Below are 21,398 nucleotides of genomic sequence, written 5' to 3'. Positions count from 1 at the left end.
CAGAGGTTTTGACCATGCTGAGCTGGGTTGTGACGTTTCTGATTATCGCACTGATCGCCGGTATCCTGGGCTTTGGCGGCCTCGCCGGCGCGTCGATCGAAATCGCCAAGATCATCTTCTTCGTCGCGGTCGTGCTGTTCCTGGTCTCGGCCGTGGTCGGCCTCGCCCGCGGCCGCAGGATCTAGCGCGCGCTCTTCACCTCTCCCCGTCGGGGAGAGGTGGACGGCAGCATCTTCTCTTATCGCTTCGAGGGCATCGCCACGTTCCGGCCGATGCCCTCGGGTCGCGGCACGGCGCTGTGGGTCTTGACGACGGCTGCGATGCGCTCGCGGATATCTGGCGGAAACGCCGCCACCTTTCGCGAGCCCATGTCGATGTGCAGCGACATGTTCTCGGAGGTGGCCGACAGCCAGCCTTCGGTCGCGTGACGCAGTTCCTGGAATGTGTGCAGGCGCTTGTCGTCGGCTTCCAGCAGCCAGACCGAGACCTGCACGGGATCGCCGAGATGAATCTCGCGCAAATACCGCACGTGGCATTCGGCCGTGAAGGTCGAGCCGTTGCGGTCCTTCATATAGGTTGGTCCGATCCCGAGCTGCAGCCACATCTGGTCGATCGCCCGGTCGAACATCACGTTGTAATAGGCCATGTTGAGATGGCCGTTATAATCGATCCATTGCGGCTCGATCTGCATGATCGAACTGCGGAACGGCTCGGCGGGCTTCGAAGCGGCACTCTCCGGCATGTCTCATTCCCTGGCTATGCGTCCGGTCGCTTGACTTGACCGGTGAGATGTCCTTTGCCACGGTTTCTTCTGTCGGGAGGACGATCCGTGGGTACATCAATCACCAATAATCCGCCGCGGCCGGAGCCGAAAGCCCTTGCAAGCGCGCTGGAGCAGCTTGCCGCACGCTTCGGCAACCGCCTCATCACCTCGCAGGCCGTCCGCGAACAGCACGGCCATACCACGACATGGATCGTCAACCAGCCGCCCGATGGCGTGGTGATGGCGCAGGAGACGGCCGACATCCAGGACGTGGTGCGGATCTGCGCGAGGAACGGCGTGCCCGTCATTCCCTTCGGCACCGGCACCTCGCTCGAAGGCCAGGTCAACGCGCCCGCCGGCGGCATCTCGATCGATCTGCGCGACATGAACAAGGTGCTCGCGGTCCATGCCGAGGATCTCGACTGCGTGATCCAGCCCGGCGTCACCCGCAAGGCGCTCAACGAGCATCTGCGCGACCAGGGCCTGTTCTTCCCGATCGATCCCGGCGCGGATGCCTCGCTCGGCGGCATGGCCTCGACCCGTGCCTCCGGCACCAACGCGGTGCGCTACGGCACCATGCGCGACAGCGTGCTGGCGCTGAAGGTGGTGCGTGGCGACGGCGAGATCATCACGACAGGGACGCGTGCGAAAAAGTCGTCGGCCGGCTACGACCTGACGCATCTGTTCGTCGGTGCCGAAGGCACGCTCGGCATCATCTCCGAGCTGACCATTCGCCTGCGCGGCATCCCGGATACGATCGCGGCCGGCGCCGTGTCGTTCGAGACCGTGCACGGGGCGTGTCAGGCGGTGATTCTGGCGATCCAGACCGGCATTCCCGTCGCGCGCATCGAGCTGCTCAATGCCGCGCAGGTGAAGGCCTGCAATGCCTATTCGAAGCTGACGCTGCCGGAGACGCCGCTGCTGCTGATGGAATTCCACGGCAGCGAGATCGAGGTCGCCGAACAGTCCAAGGCATTCGGCGAGATCGCGAAAGACTGTGGCGGCGGCGATTTCTCCTGGACCACTAAGCCGGAGGATCGCACAAAACTGTGGCAGGCACGGCACGATGCCTATTGGTCCGTCAAGGCACTGCGGCCCGGCGACAGCATCGGCGTGGTCGCAACCGACGTCTGCGTGCCGATCTCGCGCCTTGCCGATTGCGTCAGCGAGACCGAGGAAGATCTCAAGCGCCTTAATTTATTGTCGCCGATCGTCGGCCATGTCGGCGACGGCAATTTCCACTGCTCGCTGGTGTGCGACACCAACGATGCCGCCGAGATGGCCCGCGGCGAGGAGTTCATGCACCGCCTCGTCGAACGCGCGCAGGCGATGGACGGCACCTGCACCGGCGAGCACGGCATCGGCCAGGGCAAGCAGAAATATCTCAAGGCCGAGCTCGGCCCTGAAGCGCTCGATGCGATGCGTGCGCTGAAAAAGGCACTCGATCCGCAAAACATCTTCAACCCCGGCAAGATCGTGCCGGAGGCGTAGCCTGCTGCGTCGCGGAACTTTCCGTTGATATGCCGGTTCCATCTCCCGTCCATTTCCGATGCCTCAATGGCGGGAGGATGCGATGTTGCGACCGGTCATTGGAATCGCCGTGGCGGCGCTCGCCTGCATGCTGGCCGGAGCGGCTCTGGGTAAGGGCGGACACGGTGGCGGCCATGGTGGCGGTGGTCACGGTGGCGGGCATGGCGGTGGCCATGGTGGTCATCATGGTGGCGGACACGGTGGTGGACATGGGGGTGGGCACGCGCATGGCGGCGGGCATCATGGCGGGCCTCGCTTTGCGGCAGGCGCTCGACATGGCGGACCGAACTTCGGTCAGATACGCAATGCGGCCGTTCGCCCGGCGAATTTCCACAACGCGCTCAATTTGCATTCAAGCGCCTTCCGCAACGGTCGTCTGATCAGCAATCCGGCGGCGCGCGCCCAGATCGCAGCTGCGGCCGCCCTCGCCAGCTGGCATGGTGCGAGCAGCGGATGGTGGCAACATGCAGGGGGCGGTTACGGCTGGGTCGGACCGCTGTTCTGGCCGTTCGCGTACAACGACCTCTACGACTACACGATCTGGGGCGACGGGCTCGGCTTCTGGGGCTACGGCTTTCAGGACATCTATGCCGGCCTGTTCGCGCCCTATGGCTACGACGCTTTGTCAGCCTATCTGCCGTCACGACCGCGGGGACGCCGGCAATCGCGAGGCGTCGCGCTAGATCAGCTTTGCGGCAGCGACCGCCGCGAGATCGTCGGTCTGCCGATCGACCAGATTGCCGCCGCGGTGCAGCCGACTGAAGCACAAGGCGCAAGCCTCGACGAGCTCGGCAATGCCTCGATAGATGCGGCCGGATTGATCCGCGCGTCATGCCCGACGCAGGTCGCGGCGACGGCGCCCGGCCGGCTGGCGGCGATGCAGCAGCGCATCGAGGCGATGGAGAAGGCCGTCGATCTCGTTCAACCGGCCCTCGATAAGTTCTACGGGTCACTCGCCGACGAACAGAAGGCGCGCTTCAATGCGCTCGCTGAAGACCAGCGGCGCGCGACCAATTCCGGCAACGCCGGTGCATCGCTGATCCAGAATTGCGGTGCGCCTGCCGCGCTCGATTGGCCCGGCGCCGAGATCGAGGCGAGGCTCCATCCCAACGACACCCAGCGCGCAGCGCTGCAAGTGCTTCAGGACACCAGCGCCAGGGCCAGCACATCGCTGAAGGCGGCCTGCCAGCCTGACGAGGTGATGACGCCGCCGGCGCGGATGGCCGCCGTCCGCAAGCGACTCGATGTCATGCTCGACGGCGTCAAGTCGGTTCGCGCGGCGCTGGAGGATTTCTACGGCACGCTCAATGACGAGCAGAAGGCGCAGTTTGAGGCCATCGGACCGCGTCGAACATCCTGAATGCGCGCCCTGCGAAAGTTCGTGACGTAAAAATCGTCTCGCCGATCTCGATTGGTCTCTCTATGCTCAGTGAGCCTGGAGTGCGGCAGATCGACGTCTGGAAGACCGCGGATGGTGGGGCGATGAAGTGGTTTGCGAGGCAGCAGCGGGCAGACATCTGGGACGAAGCGATCGAATCGCCGCTCGGCGACATCGAGGCCGCCGCGCGTATCCGTGCCATCTGTGACGCTGCGGCCCAGAGCGCCATCGCCACTGCGCGAAACGACAAGGGCGAGAGTGCTCGTTATGAGCGCGCGGCGAAGGTCGCGATGGAGATCGCCATGAAGATTTCCGACGGCCTGATGCGCGACGATGCGGTGCATCGCATCGTCAATCTCTGCATGACGGCGAACGACCTCAAGACCGCGCAGATCCTGTTCCGCGCGATCCACACCAGTTGGATCCGCGAGGTGGCGCAGCGGGATCATCCGGCGCTGGTTCAGTAACGGCAGCTATTTCGCGAGCTTGTGTACGGCCTCGTCCACGCTGTGGAAGACGTGCTCCTTCGGCAGGACTTCGAACAGGCGGAAGCGCTCGAAGGCGTCCTGCGCCCGCACTGATTCCAGCCGCGCCAGTGCGACCGTGACCCCTTGCGCGTTGCACACCTTGAAGACATCGAGCAGGATCTGCGCGGCGGTGAAGTCGATCTCGACCATGCCGCTCGCCTCCAGCACCAGCAATTGCGGTGCCGCCGTGCCCAGAACCTTGCTCACGTCGCTGCGAAAACCCGGCGCGTTAAGAAAGGACAGCGGTGCCTGCAGCCCGATCACGGCAACGCCTGCCACGCGCTCGCCGGTGATGTGCGGATGCGCGGGCCACCAGATCGTGGTGCCCGGCACGCGCTCGAACTCGACGAGTCGCGCGCGCGTCGTACTCCAGATGCCGTGCAGCAGCGACAGCACGATGCCGAGGAAGGCGCCCTGCTGGATCGGCAGCACGATGATCAGCGCCGCGGTGGCGACGATCAGCAGGAACTCGCTGAACGACTGGCGATAGATCGTCACGATCTGTTGCACACGGATGATCCGTAGCGCCACGAACAGCAAGATGCCGCCAAGCGCGGCGTCCGGAACGTGGCGCAGCAATCCGGTACCGAATGCGAGCAGCGCCAGCACGATCGCCGCCGCGGCAAGGCCTGCGAGCTGCGACTGTCCGCCGGTCTCGGCGACGATGCCGGTGCGCGGTGGGCTCGCATTGACCGGAAACGCGCCGAACAGGCCTGACAGCACGCTGCCGGCGCCGGCGCCAAGGAAGTCGCGATCAACATCGGCGGGCTTGTCGGGATCGGACGGGAAGGACCGCGTCGTCGCGGCAGTCTGCACCATCACCACAACGGTGATCACAAAAGCGAGCGGCACCAGCCGCACCCAGAGCTCCGGCGCAAGATCAGGGAAGGTCGGTCGTGGCAGCGTGCCCGGTACAGTGCCGACCGCGTTGACGCCCTTGCTCTCGAGACCTAGCGCGATGGTGGCCAGCGTTGCGCCGACGAGGCCGATCAGCGCGCCGGGAATTTTTGCGCTGATGTTCTCGGAAATGAAGACCACGGCCAGCACGCCGAAGCCGATGCAGAACGTGATGGGATTGGTGCGCCCGATCTCGCTCGCGAGCACGCCGATGCGGTCGAGCGTCGGGCCACCTGGCGATTCCAGTCCCAGCACTCCAGGCAATTGCGACACGATGATGTGGACGGAGATGCCGGCGAGGAAGCCGACCATGACCGGCATCGACAGGAGGTTCGCAATGCCGCCGAGCCGGAATGCGCCGCCAGCCAGCATCATGGCGCCGACCATCAGGGCCAGCGCGATCGCAAGCCCCTGATATTCAGGTGAGCCGGTAGTAGCTAGCGCAGCAAGTCCGCCGGCGAAGATCGGCGTGATCGTGGAATCGGCGCCGCAGGACAGGAAGCGATTGCCACCGAGCAGCGCAAAACCGAGCGATCCCGCCATGAAGGCGAAGAAGCCGATCTGCGGCGCAAAACCGCCGAGCCGGGCGGTCGCCATCTGCTCGGGGATGGCGATGGCCGCGAGCGTCAGTCCCGCCATGAGATCGCCGGGCAGGGCATAGGGCGCGAGCGATCGAAACAGCGGCCATGAGTCTTTGGCGTGAGCGTCTTGCGGCATCGATGTCGAATCCCCGGAATGTGCGTATCGGCCGATCAGACTACAGCATTTCCGGAAGGGAGACAGGTAGCGGCCTCTCCATCGTCATTGCGAGCGCAGCGAAGCAATCCAGAATCCCTCCGCGGAAAGACTCTGGATTGCTTCGCTGCGCTCGCAATGACGGAGGGCAAGGTGGCCCTCCGCTTCACGATCAATAATCTCAGTATCTGTTCCCGCGGCCGTAATCGCCGTGTCCCATCTCTCCGCCACGGCCTCCGCCGCCCATTCCCATGCCAATCCCGACACCGATGCCGATGCCTTGCATGATGGCGGCCGGCGGCGGGCCTTGTTGGGGCGGTGCACGCTCGACCACGACTTCATCAGGCGGCGGCCGGCGCTTCGGCGGCGTGTCGACCACCTTGCGCTTCGACGGCGGCGGCGTGTCGTCCACGCGCTTCTTGATGATGGGGGCGATCGTCGGGTTGACCGGCGTCGATGCCGGCGGCGTCGGGGCCGAGCACGGGCAGGTCGGCGCCATGGCGACGGCGACCGGGACCGCAGCCGCGGCAACCGGCAAGACATAATTGCGGTTCTGCACGCGCAGCAAGAGCCGGCGCGCGGTCGCGGCGAGGTCGCTGTTGTCCCAGTTCGCCAGATAAGCCTCGTAGGACGCACGGGTGTTGATCGCCACCGCGCGGTCCCATGCCAGCATCTGGCGCCGCCGCTCCATGACTGTGCGCAAGCGCGGCGTGCGGAGATCCTGCGCGTACAGTTCGACATAGGCCTGATAGGCTTCCACCGTGTCGTCGGCGATCACGAGATCATAGGCGACCTTGGCATCCTTGCCCTGCAAATCCTTGCGCCAGTCAGCGACGCTGCGCGGGGTGCTGGCGAGCGCCATCGCGTTTGCGCCCGGTGCTGCAGGCTGGCCGCTGCTCTCGCCGAAGAACTTGAAGTCGGTCGTCAGCGACGAGCTTTCCCAGGGGATCTGACGCCCGTCGGTCGACTGCGCCACGGCGATGCGGATGCGCTTGAACACTTCCTCGATCGGAACGTTCGGCTGCTTTGCGACGGCCAGGGCTGCCGTGGTGTAGGGACTGTCGGCACCGGAGCCGTCCTCGGCTTCGGCGCCGGGCGAGGTCGAGTAGGAGATGAACGAGCCGGGCGCGCCGGCCTTGGTGTCGACGATGGCGAGCCCGTGGCCGGCGCCTGAGAGCGCCGGGAACGGGTTGTTGCGGCACGCATCCAGCATGAAGATGCGCGCCCGCGTCGGCAGCGCGCCGAGGGTGTTGAGCATGTCGTTCAGCCGCACGCCCTGGAGCGGGATGTCCGCCTCGCGCTTGGGATCGAGATCGACGGGAACGAGATAGTTCTCGCCGTCGATCTGCAGGCCGTGACCGGCATAGAACACCAGCGCGACGGTGTCGGCGCCGCTGGCGCTGACCTTGCCGGCAAAGTCCGAGATCGCCTGGCGCATCTCATTCTGCGCGAGGTTCGGTGCTGACGTGACAGTGAAGCCGGCATTGCCGAGCAGCTCGGCCATGCCTTTGGCATCATTGGCGGCGTTGGGCAGCTCCGGCACCGTGCGATAGGCGGACTGGCCGATCACCAGCGCAAGCCGGGCTTCGGCCGCAGCTTCCGTCGGCGTCATCAACTGGGTGAGCGCAAGGAGACCGGAGGCAAGAATCAAATTGCAAAGGACTGGACGGCGCATGATGTCACCTCCATTGGCAATGGGCGCGAGGATGTCACCTTTTCTAGTCGTCCGCCATTGCTCTGTCTGTGCGCTAGCTCACGCTCGAGCATGATCCGGAAAAGTGGGGCAGGGGCTCTGCCGCAGCCGTCGCGTCATGCCGTGCACTGTCAGAACAACCCGCGATCCCATGGTGGATCAGGTGCAAAGCGCGCAGCGAGGAAATCGATGAAGGCGCGCACTTTTGCCGGCGGGCGACGATCGGGCAGGTAGACCGCATGCACGGCAGATGACTGCATCTCCGGCTGGTCGAGTGGAAGCGCGACCAGCGTGCCGGCGCGCAAATCGTCGGCAACGATGAAGGTCGGCTGTCGCGCGAGGCCAAGGCCAGCCAGCGTCGCCGCGCGCAGCGCATCGCCATTGTTGGCGCGCAGATTGCCGGAGATCTGGACGCGGATCTCGCCATCCGCGCCGAACAGCCATTCCGCAGCGCTTGCCTGCTGCGACAGCGTGTAGCCGAGGCAATTATGCGCGGCGAGATCGGCCACGCTGCGCGGCGTGCCGTGCTTGGCGAGATAGGACGGGGCAGCGCAGACGACCAGGCGGTTCGGCGCGAGCTTGCGCGCCACCATGCTGGAGTCACGCAGTTTGCCGATACGGATCGCGAGGTCCCAGCCTTCCTCGGCGAGATCGACCAGACGATCGTTGAGGCCGAGCTCGATCGTGACCTCGGGATGACGCTCCGAGAAGTCGGCAATGAGCGGTGCGATCTGGCGTGTGCCGAACACGACGGGCACGTTGACCCGCAGCGAGCCGCGCGGCTCGACGCGCTCGCGCGCGACCGCGGCGTCGGCCGTCTCCATGTCGGCGAGAATCCGCTCGGAGGATTCCAGATAGAGCCGGCCGGCCTCGGTGATCGACAGCCGCCGCGTGGTGCGGTGGAACAGCCTGATGCCGAGCCGCGCCTCGAGCGAGGCGACATGTTTGGTCACCATGGTCTGCGACAGGCCCATCGCCCGGGCCGCGCCTGACAGGCTGCCGTTCGCTGCCACCTTGGCGAAGACTTCCAGGCTGGTCAGCCGGTCGAGCATCGATTTCACTCTGATAGTGTGAAGTATAATTCCAAAATAGCAGATTATCATTCTTCTGAGAATAGATCATAGATCGCGTAACAATGGAGACTGCTATGATCGATTCCCGTACCGCTCCCTACGCCGCGCTGGTGCTGCGCGTGACCTTGGGCGCGCTGTTCCTGGCCCATGCCGGCCTGAAACTGTTCGTTTTCACCCCCGCCGGCACCGCAAAGTTCTTCGGCAGCCTCGGCTTCCCGCCCGAGCTCGCCTACGTCGTCATGACCGTGGAGGTTCTCAGCGGCATTGCTCTGATTCTCGGCGTCTGGACCCGCTATGCGGCGCTGGTCGGCATTCCCGTTCTGCTCGGCGCGATCTTCACCGTGCATGGTGCGGCCGGTTTCTTTTTCACCAATCCGAAGGGCGGCTGGGAATATCCGGCGTTCTGGGTGATCGCGCTGGTCGCGCAGGCGCTGCTCGGCGATGGCGCCTTCGCGCTGCGGCCCTCGCGCGATGTCGAGGCGGCGAACGGACAGCTGAGCGTCGCGCCGTCGCGCTGATCTCGTCGATCGCTGAAAAAGGCAGAGCTGCGGGATTCCGGTCCCGCAGCTTTTTGCTGCGTGCCCATCAATCTGCGTTCGGCATTGATCCATACCTGAATTGGATCGATCTGCGTCAATCTTGCATGGAAGCCGTTCGGCCGCGATGCGGCATGATCGAAAACAACCGCAAATATAGGCATTTCCCAGCAATTCGTGCTGGCGTGCCTGCCGCTCGCACGCGCATCGCGCTTGACGGCAAGCCTTGCCTGCCTCGTCGCTTTGGCCATACTCTGCGCGCAACAGGCCGTGGCAACGACCGTGGCCAGCAAATAAAAACATATTGGGGAGAGACATCATGACCCTCGTGCCCGTCAGCCGTCGCACGTTCATCAAGTCGTCGACGGCGCTGACCGCCGGCCTCGTGCTCTCTCCCGCCATCATCGGCCGCGCCGAAGCTGCGACGCTGAAGCTGAAATGCTCCTCCTCGCTGCCGAACGATCCCAAATTCGCCAACGGCCGCGTCTACTACGACAATCTCGTGAAGCAGATTAAGGCCAACGGGCTTGGCGAGCAGGTCGAGGTCGCCTTCTTCCCCGACAACCAGCTCGGTCAGGAGATCGACGTCATCAACTCGGTGAAGCTCGGCGTCATCGACCTCATGATCTCGGGCTCGTCGATCTCGGCCAATCTGGTCCCGCTGGTCGGCACCTACGATCTCGGCTTTCTGTTCGCGAGCTTCCCGCAGCAGACCAAGGCGTTCGACGCGGGTGCGGCCAAGCCGATCGAGGACGCGCTGCTCAAGGGCAGCAACATCCGCATCATCGCCTGGGCCTATAATTTCGGCTCGCGCAGCGTGCTCGCGAAGAAGCCGGTGAAGACGCCTGAGGATCTTGCCGGCCTCAAGATCCGCACCCTGCCCAATCCCGTCATCACCGAATGCCTGCGCCTCATGGGTGCTGCCGCGACGCCGCTGGCGTTCGGCGAAATCTACACGGCGCTGCAGGCCGGGGTGCTCGACGGTCTCGAGCACGATCCGCCGACCATCCTTGCCAGCAAGTTCTATGAGACGGCAAAGTCCTATGCGCTGACGCAGCATAATTTCTCGCCGCTGGCGGTCTATTTCAGCGACATGACGTTCAACCGCATGGATCCGAAGCTGCGCGAGGGTTTCCTCGACGCCGCCAAGAAGGCCGCGGTCGACACGCGGGCCCACGGGCTTGCGGTCGAGAAAGAGGCGCTGACGGCCTTGACCGAGAAGGGCGTGACGGTAGCCGAATGCGATCGCGAGGCCTTCAAGAAGCGCGTGGCGCCGCAGATCGATAACTTCATCAAGGCGCGGCCGGAGTCCAAGGCCGTGATCGACATCATTCGTTCGACGCAAGCCTGAGATGGCGATGGCAGAAGCCGTATCGCTCCCGAGCGGCCGCCGCGGGGGCATCGGGTTGCTGCTTCGTTGCAGCGACGCGATCGCGGCCATCCTTTTGGCCGCCGATCTCGCGGTCGTCTGCGGATCGGTGCTGCTGCGCTTCTTTTTCAACGCTCCGGTCGAATGGTCCGATGACGTCGCGCGCGGATTGATGGTCGGATCGGCCTTCTTCGGCGCGGCGAGTGCGCTGGCGCGCGGCGAGAATGTCGGCGTGTCCTTCTTCCGTGATCTGCTGCCGATGCGGCTGCGCACGCTGGTCGATGCGGCAAGCAGCCTGCTCGTCGTGCTGATCTCCGGTTATGTCGCCTATAACGCGATCAAGCTGGGCTCGCTGACATCAGGACAGACAACCGGCTCGGGCCTGCCGCTGGAATTGACATTCTACCCGATGGGCATCGGCGCGCTGTTCATGACGGTGTTCGCGATCGATCATCTCTGCGCGCGATCGCTGCCGGAGATTGCCAGGGGCCTCGTCGCAGTCGCCGTCGTCACCGGCCTCTATCTCGCATGGGACACTCTGTCGCCGTCCTCGGTGCCGTCGGCGGGCACCTTGATGCTGATCGGCTTCTTCGCGACGCTGTTCGGCGGCCTGCCGATCGGCTTTGCGCTGGCGCTGGCCGCGCTGATCTTCATCTGGGTCGAGGGCGCGCTGCCCGGCGTCATCTTCGCCCAGCAGATGGCGCGCGGCATCGACAATTTCGTGCTGCTGGCAATTCCGTTCTTCATCCTCGTCGGCTACCTCATGGAAGCCAACGGCATGTCGGTACGCCTGATCGAGCTGCTGCAGCGCGCGGTCGGCCGCATGCGCGGCGGCCTGAATGTCGTGATGGTCGCCTCGATGGTGCTGTTCTCCGGCATATCAGGTTCGAAGATGGCTGATGTTGCCGCCGTCGGCTCGGTGCTGATCCCGGCAGCGCGCCGCTCGAAGCAGAATCCGGGCAGCGCGGTGGCGCTGCTCGCGGCGTCCGCGGTGATGGCGGAGACCATTCCGCCCTGCATCAATCTGATCATTCTGGGCTTTGTCGCAAACCTTTCGATCGGCGGTCTGTTCATGGCAGGCCTGCTGCCCGCGGCGCTGATGGCGGCGGTGCTGATCGCCTTCTCCATCATGTCAGGCAAGACGCCTGATGACGCCGAGGAGGTCGAACCGCAGGTTGCGGTCTCGGGCCTCTGGAGCGGCGCGATCGCATCGTTCGGCCTGATCTTCATGATCTTCTTCGGCTTCAAGAGCGGCTTTGCCACGGCCACGGAAATCTCCGCATTCGCCGTCGCCTATGCGCTTGTCGTCGGCAGCGTGGTGTTCCGCGAGCTCAGCCTCAGATCGACGGCGCAGAGTTTCGTGCAGGCTGCAACGCGTGCGGGCCTGGTGCTGTTCATCGTCGCCGCGGCGCAATCGCTGGCGTTCACGCTGACCTTGCAGCAGGTGCCGCATGCGGTCGGCGACTTCATGCTGGGCCTGTCCAAGACGAGCGGGACGTGGCTGTTCATCCTGCTCGCCATCGCCGTGCTGATCGTGATGGGCTCGGTGCTGGAAGGGGCGGCCGCGCTGATCATTTTCGGGCCGCTGCTGTTGCCGGTGGCAGTGCAGCTCGGCATCGATCCCCTGCATTTCGGCGTCGTGCTCGTGATTGCGATGGGCGTCGGCCTGTTCGCGCCGCCGCTGGGGCTCGGGCTCTACGGCGCCTGCCTGATCGGCAATGTGCCGATCGAGCAGACGGTGAAGCCGATCCTCGGCTATCTCGGCCTGTTGTTCCTGTGCCTGCTGGTCATCGCCTTCGTGCCGTGGCTGAGCACCGTCTTGCCGCGCGCGTTCGGCTACTGAAGGAGTGCTACCCGTGAAAGTCCTGCTGGCCCACACGCCGGAGATGCGCCGCAATTACTATGGTGATCGCAGCCTGAACGGCTTGTGCGCCATCGCCGAGGTGATCCTGCACGAAGGTGACCAGGCGCTCGACTCGGCGAACCTCGTCAATGCGGCCAGGGACGCCGACATCATCGTCGCCGATCGCATGACCGAGGGCCGCGGCGAGATTTTTGGGCAATTACCGCGCCTGCGAGCCTTCGTGCGCTGTGCCGTCGATATCAGGAACGTCGATGTCGAGGCGGCCTCGCAAGCTGGCGTGTTGGTGACGCGCGCCGGTCCCGGCTTCGTGCAGGCGGTCGCCGAGCTCGCGGTCGGCTTCATGGTCGATTTGTCGCGCGGCGTGTCGCGAGCGACGGCCGACTACCACGCTGGCCGCAAGCCGGAGGCGCGGATGGGCCGGCAGCTTGCCGGCAGCACGATTGGCATCATCGGTTATGGCAGCATCGGGCGCTATCTTGCCGAGATCGCGAAGGTGCTGCACATGCAGGTGCTGGTGGCCGATCCCTTCGCTGATGTCAGCGACAGCGCGATCCGGCATGTCGCGCTCGACGAGCTGCTCGCGGCCTCGGACTACGTCGTGTGCCTCGCCATCGCCAACGAGCAGACCGAGAAGCTGATCGGAGAGGCAGCGTTGGCGCGCATGCAGATGCATGCCGTCTTCATCAATCTCTCGCGCGGCAATCTGGTCGACGAGGCGGCGCTCGCCAAGGCGCTGCTGGAGAACCGCATCGCCGGCGCTGCGATGGATGTCGGCCGTGCGCCCGACCAGATGCCGACACCGGAGCTGGCGAAGTTCCCTGGTGTCATTGCCACGCCGCATGTCGGCGGCCTGACGCCGCAGGCGATCGAATACCAGTCGCTGGAGACGGTGCGGCAGGTCGATGCCATCATCAAGGGCGAAGCGCCGCAAGGCGCGGTCAACGCCGAACGCTGGACGCGGCGGTCGTGAACTGACCTACAGCCGGTCCACCGGCTTGAACGTCCCGTCCTTCTGAATCACGGTGAGAAACACCTTTGGCGGCGTCTCGATCGCGCGCGCGCCAACGGTGACAATGCTGCCGCTGATGTCGAAGCGGCCGATATCGCTGATCGTGCGTAACAGGCCGGCGCGGGTCGGATTCGGTCCGACTTTTTCCAGCGCAGCCGCCACGAGGCGGCCGGAGAGATAACCTTCGAGTGCCACGAAGTCTGGTGCCAGCGTGGGATCAAACGCGGTCTGCGCCGCCTGGTAGTCAGCCACGAGCTTGATCGAACGATCCCAGGGGAACGGCACGACCTGCGCGACGACGACGCCTTCCCCGTCCGGGCCGAGCTCCTTGGCGAGCGCGGTCGCGCCGACGAAGGAGATGTTGACGAATGTCGGATAGACGCCGCTGCGGTGTGCGAGCTTGATGAACTCTGCACTGGGGCCGTAGGTCCCGACCATGACGATCGCCTCGGGCTCGGCGCGTTTGATCGTGCGCCAGGCCGCGCCGACCGCGCGGGTGTTGCGTTCGAAAGTGCCTTCGGCGGCGAGCTCGAGGCCGCGTTTGGCGAGCGCGTTCTTCACACCCCTGAGCCCGTCACGGCCGAAGGAATCGTCCTGGTAGAAGATGCCGATCCGGGTGAAGTGGCGATCCTCGGTGAGATGCCCGATGATGGTCTCCGTCTCCGCGCCGTAACTGGCGCGGATGTTCACGACATTCGTCAGTTCCACGTCGCGCAGCAGTGCGGCCCCGCTGAGTGGTCCGATGAACGGCACTTCGCGGGCGCTCGTGATCGGGATCGTCGCCATCGCAGTCGGTGTACCCACCGCGCCGATCAGCGCGAACACCTTGTCGTCCTCGATCAGCCGCAGCGTCTGGACCACCGAACGATCAGGGTCGTAGCCGTCGTCGCGGCTGATGAGCTGGAGCTTGCGGCCGTGAATGCCGCCATTGGCATTGACTTCAGTGAACGCCGCGACGATGCCGTGCCGCATGCGTTGACCAAGTTGGGAGGAGGGACCTTCGAGCACCGCCGCCTGGCCGAACAGGATCGCGTCCTCGCTGACGCCGACTTCGTCGGCTCTTGCCGTTGGCATTGCCGCTGCCAGCAGCGCGGCGGCAAGCGCGATGCCTAGCGCTGCGCGCGGTCGTTTCATGAGAGAGTTCGCCGGAAGCTGGAAAAGTCGTGGCTACAATAGGCGCGCAGGCTGAACAGGGCGCTAACCGGCCTCGAGAAGATGATCCGTAGGATTCCGGGTAAATGCGGTAATTGGCCGTCAGATTGCGGGAATGCGCGGATCAATCGTTAACTACACCGCGCAATGCGCGGCGGGTCGGTTCCGACATTGTGCAGTTTTTAACCCCATTCCTTGTCCGATAGTCCCCACGGCGGCTCAACCCAAGGTACTGCTGGCGCGCCGAGGGGACGTTTCGGAATCAAGATGAGCGATCGCGATCAGAACGATCAGGATCGAAAGCGTATGACTGGACGGTGGCGCGTTGCGGCGCTGCTCGGCCTTCATCGCCCTGCGCTGGTCGCGGCTGCCGTTGGCCTGCTGTTCTCGCTTGCGGGCGCCGCTGCGGTGGCGCGCTGGGAAGACCGCGTCAATAAGATCGAGTTCGAGAACGCGGCCGAGACGCAGGCCATCGTCATGCAGAACGGCATGAACGAATATATCAGCCGGCTCGTGGCGCTGCGCACCCTGTTCGAATCCTCCAACGAGGGCGTCACCCGCAGCGAGTTCGAGACGTTCAGCGGCAAGCTGTTCGAACGTTATCCCGGCCTGTTGCGGATCGGCTGGCTGCCGCGGATCACCCGCAAGGAGCGCACCGAATACGAGGCGGCCGCGATTGCCGACGGCGTATCCGGCTATCACATCAAGGCGCTCCAAGGTGGCGACTTCGCCACTGCGCCGCAGGCCGAGGAATACTTTCCGATCTTCTACTCGACGCAGGCCAAGACATCGCGTGTCTACGGCATGGACTATATGAGCGTGCCTGACCGCAAGGTCGCGCTCGAGCGCGCCCGGGACAATGACAACATTGCCGCGATCCGCACCGAGCTCTATGCCCGGAACGGCGCCGGCCAATTGCCGAACGTACTCGTGATCGTGCCCGTCTACGCCAAGGGGACCTCGCGCGACGCCGTCGCCGACCGCCGCCGCAATATCTCGGGCTTCGTTGTCGGCATCTTCGACCTGCCCCTGCTGATGCAGGCCATCCGTGTCAGGACCGGCGCGAGCCCGGCGGTCAGCATCAACGTCTATCAACCCTACAGCGCCCGGATCATCAGCCTGGAGGGCATGCTGCCCGACTACGCTTCCGCAGCGGACGCACCGCAGTCGATGCGCGATGTCGCGCGCGGCCGGCACTGGTCGGGCGGCCTCAAGATCGGCGACGCCGATTGGCAAGTACGGGCAATTCCGACGGCCGGCGGCCCGCTGGAGACGAGCTATGACCGCGCCGGCGCCGTGCTGATGGTCGGCATGCTGCTGACGTTGTCGCTGTCGACCTATCTGATGCTCGCCAGCCGCAATTCGCGGCGACTGTCGCTGGCCAACCGGCGCGTGCTGGAGCTGGCGCAGACCGACGTGCTGACCGGATTGCCGAACCGCGCCTTCTTCCTGACCCGGCTCGACGAGCTCAACGGCCAGCTGGAGCACGGCGGCTGGTCCTTCTCGATCCTGATGCTCGATCTCGACCGCTTCAAGAACGTCAACGATTCCCTCGGTCATGGTGCTGGTGATGCGCTGCTGCGCCTGGTGGCGCAACGGCTGAAATCTGCGGTGCGCGCCACCGACGTGCTGGCGCGGCTCGGCGGCGACGAATTCGCCATCATCCAGGAGGGCTGCGAGGATCAGCGCGCCGCTTCGACCGAACTCGCGGCGCGGATCGCCAAGCTGGTCGCCGAGCCATTCCTGCTGCCCGGACATCGCGTCGAGATCGGCACCAGCATCGGCATTGCCGTCGCGCCGGATCACGGCAGCGACCAGGAGCAACTGCTGAAGAAGGCCGACCTTGCGCTCTATCGCTCGAAATCGGCCGGCCGCAACTGCTTCACCATCTATGACGAGGCGATGTCGGCCGAGCTCGAGGCGCGCAACACGCTGGAGGGGGACCTGCGCGACGCCATCGCGCTCTGCCAGCTCGAGGTGCACTATCAGCCGTTCATGGATGCCAGCACCGGCGCTCGGCGCGGCTTCGAGGCACTGGTGCGCTGGCGGCATCCGACCCGCGGGCTGATCCCGCCCGATCAGTTCATAGCGCTCGCGGAGGAGACCGGGCTGATCGTGCCGCTCGGCGAATTCGTGCTGCGTCGCGCCTGCGCGGATGCGGCCGGCTGGCCGTCCGACCTGATGGTCGCGGTGAACCTGTCGCCGATCCAGTTCAAGGAAGCGGATCTGTTCGACGTCATCACCATGGCACTGCGGGATTCCGGCCTGTCACCGGAGCGCCTCGAGATCGAGATCACCGAATCCGTTCTGCTGGAGCGCGGCGCCGAGAATCACGCCTTTATGGAGCGGCTGAAGAGCATCGGCGTCGAGCTCGCGCTCGACGATTTTGGCACCGGCTATTCCTCGCTGAGCTATCTCACCGCATTTCCGTTCGACAAGATCAAGATCGACAAATCGTTCATCCGCAATCTCACGTACCAGCCGCGCAGTTCCGCGATCATCTCCTCGATCGTGACACTGGCGCGCGGGCTCGACATGTCGGTCACCGCCGAAGGCGTCGAGACATCAGAGGAGTTCGAGCGTCTGAAGGCGCTCGGAGTCAACTTCGCGCAAGGCTATCTGTTCGGGCGTCCGCTGCCGATCGACCAGATTGAGCTTGATGGGTCCTCCGAAGGCTCGCGGCGCGACGCGGCCTGAGCGCGCCACGCATCCGGCATTCGCGAAAATCGCTTGACCCCGCCGTCCCCAGATGGTCCGAAGGATCGTCTAGGGGTGAAACAAAGAAAAATGCGGCTTCCGTTCTTCTACGGCTGGGTCGTGGTTGCTGTGACATTCGTCACCATGGCGATCGGCGTCAACGCGCGCACCTCCTTCTCGCTGTTCTTTCCGCCGATCATTGCCGAGTTCGGCTGGGAGCGCGGCGTGACTGCGGGCGCGTTCTCCTTCGGTTTCGTTGCCTCTGCCGTGGCCAGCCCGCTGATCGGACGGCTGATGGACCGCGCCGGCCCGCGCGCGGTGATGGAGCTCGGGGTGCTGCTGATGGGCGGCGGGCTGCTGCTCGCACCGCTGACCAGCCAGCCCTGGCATCTCTATCTGACGATCGGCGTCATGGTCGGAGCCGGTTCCGTGTGTCTCGGTTATTCCGGCCAGTCGCTGTTCCTGCCGAACTGGTTCATCCGCAAGCGCGGCTTTGCCATCGGCATTGCGTTCGCCGGCGTCGGCATCGGCTCGATCACGCTGCTGCCGTGGGTGCAGCATTTGATCGAGCAGACTGGCTGGCGCACCGCTTGCACCGCGATGGGCCTGATGATCCTGGTCGTGCTGGCGCCGATCAATCTGCTGCTGCACAAGCGCCCCGAAGACATCGGCCTGCAACCCGACGGTGACGCCGCGCCGGTCACAGGCGCCGCAAAGCCGGTCTCCAACATCGTCGATCCCGACTGGGCCGCCACCGACTGGACGCTGAAGCGGGCGGTTGCGACCGCGCGCTTCTGGTGGATCGCGCTCGGTTATTTCTGCGGCCTGTACATCTGGTACGCGGTGCAGGTGCACCAGACCAAATTCTTGCTCGACATCGGCTTCAGCCCGAGCGTTGCGGTCTGGGCGCTCGGTGCCGTCAGCCTGCTTGGTATCCCCGGCCAGATCTTCCTCGGCCACACCTCCGACCGGATCGGGCGGGAATGGGTCTGGGCCATCAGTTGCGCCGGGTTTGCGATCTGCTTCGCGGCGCTGATCGCGCTGAAATACCAGCCCTCGGTCTGGCTGGTCTGGCTGATGGTGTTCACGCAAGGCGCGCTCGGCTACGGGCTCACCTCGATCATGGGCGCAGTGGTGTTCGAGATTTTTCAGGGCCGCCAACAGGGCAGCATCTTCGGCATGATCATGCTCGCGGCATTGGCGGGCGGGGCGGCCGGGCCATGGGTGACAGGCCTGCTCTACGACCGCACTGGGAATTATACGTTCGCCTTTGCCATCGCCATCCTCGTAAGCCTCCTGTCGGCGCTGTCGGTCTGGCGGGCCTCGCCGGGCAAAGTGCGGGCCGTGGCCGGCCGGCTTCACACGCTCCGGGCGGGAACTGGCGCGGAATAGGTTCCACTCGCACTGGATTACCTCTGCATCTTTCGCGGACTGTTAAGCATGTCGCGGCTTGGCCGAACGCGGGTCGGTTGCAAAAAGGTCTTGGACACCATCGACGCGTTAACCTGGAGCCGATTGCCGTATCTTGCTGATGCTGCCGGGTTCAACGATGTCTGCCTCCGACTGCTCCGTGACCGAAATGCCCGACGTGCTGCGCGCCGTGCTCGAATGCGCCGACGACGGCATCGTCATCGTCGACGATGCGCATCGCATCACCTATTTCAACGCCGGCGCTGAGCGGATCTGGAAGCTCGCTCGTGCCGAGGTGCTCGGCGGCGATGCCGCCATTCTCACCCTCAAATGTCTTCACGCCGATCCGGTCGTGGACTTTCGCGACGAGATCAGCCTGGTGCGGCGCGACGGCAGCCGGATCAAGGCCACGATCGCGTTGTCCTCAACGACCATAAACGGCGCCACCCATTACATCGTGTTCGCGCGCGACGTCACCGCCGACGCCGAGCGTCGCGTCAGGATCGGGCTGCTCAACGCAGTCTCGGACCAGACCAATCGCGCGGTGATCGTCACCGACGTCGAGCAGAACATCCTCTACGTCAATTCCTCTTTCACGACGCTGTTCGGCTACACCAGCGAGGAGGCCGAGGGCCGCCGCGCAGGTGAGCTGATCGCCGGATGCCACACCAACCGCACCGCCATTGCCAAGCTCGTCAAGCGGCTCCTCGACGGCGGCCGGCGCGGCGAGGTCGAGACACTGGTCTATAACAAGGATGGCGAGGAGATCTGGATTTCCGCCCGGATCGACGCCTTCCGCGACAACAAAGGCCGCGCCAAGCACATCTTCGCACTGGTCGAAGACATCACCGAGAGCCGGCAGTTGCGCTCGCTGCAGCAGCTCATCATGAGCGCGCTCGCCGACGAGGTGCCGATCACCGAGATTGCCGACCGGCTCTGCCGCCGCGTCGAGGAGATCGCGCCCGACGTCGTCTGCTCGCTGCTGCATGTCGATGCCGCAGGCCTGATTCATCCGCTCGGCGGTCCGAGCTTGCCCGCGGACTATTCCCGCGCGCTGGACGGCATCGCGATCGGCCCCAATGTCGGCTCCTGCGGCACCGCCGCCTTCTATGGCGAACCGGTGTTGGCTGAAGATCTCGACACCGATCCGCGCTGGCAACCTTACAAGACCATGCCGCTGGCGACCGGCTTGCGTGCGTGCTGGTCGACCCCGGTCAAGGCCAAGGACGGCCGGGTTATTGCCACCTTCGCATTCTACTATCGCGAGCCTCGCGCGCCGAGCAATTGGCACCGGCGCATTGTCGATGCCTGCGTCGACCTCGGCGCCTTCGCCATCGAACGCAAGGAAGCGCGCGCCGAGATCGCGCGGCTTGCCTATCACGATATTCTCACCGGCCTGCCCAACCGCGCGCAATTGCGACACCTGATCACGACCGCGATCAACGCCTGTCCGACCGGCAGCCATGTCGCGCTGGCCTTCCTCGACGTCGATCACTTCAAGGACGTCAACGACACGCTCGGCCATGCCGCCGGCGACGAGCTTCTGATCCAGCTCGCGCAGCGCCTGCGCGAGCAGATCGGGCCTGAAGACATGCTGGGCCGGCTCGGCGGCGACGAGTTCGTCATCCTGCTGCCGCATCGCAATGCCGAGGGTGCCGAGCAGATCGCTGCTCGCATCACGGAAGCGCTGACCGCGCCGTTGCGGCTCGGATCGAAGCTGATGCCGATGTCGGCCAGCATCGGCATCAGCCTCTATCCCGACCACGCCACCGATATCGACACGCTGATGCAGCAGGCCGATGCCGCCATGTATATGGCCAAGCAGGCGGGCCGTTCGACTCATCGCATGTTCAACGCCGAAATGAACGGCCTGACCGAACAGCGGCTGGCGATGATCGCGGCGCTCCGCCGCGCCATTGCCGAGGGCGCGCTCAGCCTCAGCTACCAGCCGCAGATTCGCAGCTGCGACGGCGCCATCCACGGTGTCGAAGCGCTGGCGCGCTGGCACGACGCCGTGCTCGGCGATGTCTCGCCGGCCAAATTCATCCCGCTCGCCGAAGAATGCGGCCTGATCGAGCAGATCGGCCTGTGGTCGGTGCGCGAGGCCTGCCGGCAGATGGCGGCCTGGCGTCGCGCCGGGCTCAACATTCCCAGCGTCTCGGTGAATTTGTCGCCGATCAATTTCCGCCACGTCGCGCTGGCCGCACGGCTCGAGGACGTCCTTGCCGAATACGATCTGCCGCCGGATGCGTTGATGCTGGAGATCACCGAAGGGACCTTCATGCAGGACGGCGCCGCCGCGCTGGAGACGATGCACGCGATTCGCGCGCTCGGCATCGGCCTGTCCGTGGATGATTTCGGCACCGGCTATTCGAGCCTCAGCCGGCTCGCCCATCTGCCGATCCGCGAGATCAAGATCGATCGCAGTTTCATGCGCGACATCGAGCGTGACGCGGGCGCACTGGCGATCGCCACCGCCGTGGTGCGCGTCGGCCAGGGCCTCGGCATGACCGTCGTCGCCGAAGGCGTCGAGACCGAAGGCCAGCGCAAGATGCTGGCCGAGCTCGGCTGCGACGTCGTGCAAGGCTTCTTCTACGCCCCTGCGCTCGCGCCTGTTGCCTTCGAGCGCTGGCTGATCGAGCACTGTGCCGAGCAGGCACGGGCGATGCTGGGCCGGCTGGATGTCAAGCCTGCGGATGTGGTTGCGGTGAAGCGGTCGGCGTAGCGCGCGTTCCAATATGACACCGGCGACCTCGAGGTCGCCG

General features: G+C 65.0%; 17 protein-coding genes. 12 read left to right on the top strand and 5 right to left on the bottom strand.

Annotated features, from left to right (window positions below; translation table 11 throughout):
* Nucleotides 1-14 precede the first annotated feature (14 nt).
* Complete coding sequence (locus L6637_RS16100; protein WP_128950323.1) at nt 15-185, top strand: DUF1328 domain-containing protein; 171 nt, start codon at nt 15-17, stop codon at nt 183-185.
* Between the two features lie 53 nt (nt 186-238).
* Here L6637_RS16100 and L6637_RS16095 read toward each other — a convergent pair whose 3' ends face one another.
* A complete protein-coding gene (locus tag L6637_RS16095) occupies nt 239-742 on the bottom strand; it encodes a thioesterase family protein (protein ID WP_237866153.1) in 504 nt (167 codons plus the stop codon).
* Between the two features lie 87 nt (nt 743-829).
* Between L6637_RS16095 and L6637_RS16090 the strand changes: the two genes are divergently transcribed.
* The 4 genes from L6637_RS16090 to L6637_RS16075 all read left to right on the top strand — a co-directional run bounded on the left by L6637_RS16090 (nt 830) and on the right by L6637_RS16075 (nt 4,138).
* Nucleotides 830-2,254 carry an FAD-binding oxidoreductase gene (locus L6637_RS16090; protein WP_237866152.1) on the top strand — a complete coding sequence of 475 codons (1,425 nt, stop codon included), beginning with the start codon at nt 830-832 and terminating at the stop codon, nt 2,252-2,254.
* A 173-nt stretch (nt 2,255-2,427) separates the two neighbouring features.
* Nucleotides 2,428-2,673, top strand: a complete 246-nt coding sequence (locus L6637_RS16085) for a hypothetical protein (protein WP_237871308.1) — start codon at nt 2,428-2,430, stop codon at nt 2,671-2,673.
* A complete protein-coding gene (locus tag L6637_RS16080; protein WP_237871306.1) occupies nt 2,640-3,653 on the top strand; it encodes a Spy/CpxP family protein refolding chaperone in 1,014 nt (337 codons plus the stop codon). Before L6637_RS16085 ends, L6637_RS16080 begins: the two co-directional genes overlap by 34 nt.
* A 122-nt stretch (nt 3,654-3,775) precedes the next feature.
* Nucleotides 3,776-4,138, top strand: coding sequence for a hypothetical protein (locus tag L6637_RS16075; RefSeq protein WP_237866189.1), 363 nt, complete (start codon nt 3,776-3,778; stop codon nt 4,136-4,138).
* Between the two features lie 6 nt (nt 4,139-4,144).
* Here the strand turns inward: L6637_RS16075 and L6637_RS16070 are convergent, their stop codons facing one another.
* The 3 genes from L6637_RS16070 to L6637_RS16060 form a co-directional block, all read right to left on the bottom strand.
* On the bottom strand, nt 4,145-5,812 hold the full coding sequence (locus L6637_RS16070) for a SulP family inorganic anion transporter (protein ID WP_237866151.1): 1,668 nt from the start codon (nt 5,810-5,812) through the stop codon (nt 4,145-4,147).
* A gap of 199 nt (nt 5,813-6,011) precedes the next feature.
* Nucleotides 6,012-7,505, bottom strand: coding sequence for a caspase family protein (locus L6637_RS16065; protein ID WP_237866150.1), 1,494 nt, complete (start codon nt 7,503-7,505; stop codon nt 6,012-6,014).
* 149 nt (nt 7,506-7,654) lie between these two features.
* Nucleotides 7,655-8,575, bottom strand: coding sequence for a LysR family transcriptional regulator (locus L6637_RS16060; protein ID WP_237866149.1), 921 nt, complete (start codon nt 8,573-8,575; stop codon nt 7,655-7,657).
* A gap of 95 nt (nt 8,576-8,670) precedes the next feature.
* Between L6637_RS16060 and L6637_RS16055 the strand changes: the two genes are divergently transcribed.
* The 4 genes from L6637_RS16055 to L6637_RS16040 all read left to right on the top strand — a co-directional run bounded on the left by L6637_RS16055 (nt 8,671) and on the right by L6637_RS16040 (nt 13,335).
* Nucleotides 8,671-9,114, top strand: coding sequence for a DoxX family protein (locus L6637_RS16055; protein WP_237866148.1), 444 nt, complete (start codon nt 8,671-8,673; stop codon nt 9,112-9,114).
* Between the two features lie 337 nt (nt 9,115-9,451).
* A complete protein-coding gene (locus L6637_RS16050; protein WP_237866147.1) occupies nt 9,452-10,483 on the top strand; it encodes a TRAP transporter substrate-binding protein in 1,032 nt (343 codons plus the stop codon).
* Nucleotides 10,484-10,490: 7 nt separating this feature from the next.
* The gene (locus L6637_RS16045) at nt 10,491-12,344 is read left to right on the top strand and encodes a TRAP transporter large permease (RefSeq protein ID WP_237871304.1); all 1,854 of its coding nucleotides are present in this window, start codon (nt 10,491-10,493) and stop codon (nt 12,342-12,344) included.
* 13 nt (nt 12,345-12,357) lie between these two features.
* Nucleotides 12,358-13,335: an NAD(P)-dependent oxidoreductase gene (locus tag L6637_RS16040; RefSeq protein ID WP_237871302.1), complete on the top strand. Its 978-nt coding sequence runs from the start codon at nt 12,358-12,360 to the stop codon at nt 13,333-13,335.
* A gap of 6 nt (nt 13,336-13,341) precedes the next feature.
* Here the strand turns inward: L6637_RS16040 and L6637_RS16035 are convergent, their stop codons facing one another.
* Nucleotides 13,342-14,508 carry an ABC transporter substrate-binding protein gene (locus L6637_RS16035; protein WP_237866144.1) on the bottom strand — a complete coding sequence of 389 codons (1,167 nt, stop codon included), beginning with the start codon at nt 14,506-14,508 and terminating at the stop codon, nt 13,342-13,344.
* Nucleotides 14,509-14,832: 324 nt separating this feature from the next.
* On the opposite strand from L6637_RS16035, the gene L6637_RS16030 reads away from it, so the two are divergent.
* From L6637_RS16030 to L6637_RS16020, 3 genes are all read left to right on the top strand, one after another.
* Nucleotides 14,833-17,223: a bifunctional diguanylate cyclase/phosphodiesterase gene (locus tag L6637_RS16030; protein ID WP_237871301.1), complete on the top strand. Its 2,391-nt coding sequence runs from the start codon at nt 14,833-14,835 to the stop codon at nt 17,221-17,223.
* Nucleotides 17,224-17,313: 90 nt separating this feature from the next.
* Nucleotides 17,314-18,615, top strand: coding sequence for an MFS transporter (locus L6637_RS16025; protein ID WP_237871488.1), 1,302 nt, complete (start codon nt 17,314-17,316; stop codon nt 18,613-18,615).
* Between the two features lie 157 nt (nt 18,616-18,772).
* On the top strand, nt 18,773-21,358 hold the full coding sequence (locus L6637_RS16020) for an EAL domain-containing protein (RefSeq protein ID WP_237866142.1): 2,586 nt from the start codon (nt 18,773-18,775) through the stop codon (nt 21,356-21,358).
* Nucleotides 21,359-21,398: the final 40 nt, after the last annotated feature.

It is taken from the genome of Bradyrhizobium zhengyangense (genome assembly GCF_022012435.1).
Taxonomy (GTDB): Bacteria; Pseudomonadota; Alphaproteobacteria; order Rhizobiales; family Xanthobacteraceae; genus Bradyrhizobium; species Bradyrhizobium zhengyangense.
This window is presented reverse-complemented; position numbering and strand designations above follow the sequence as displayed.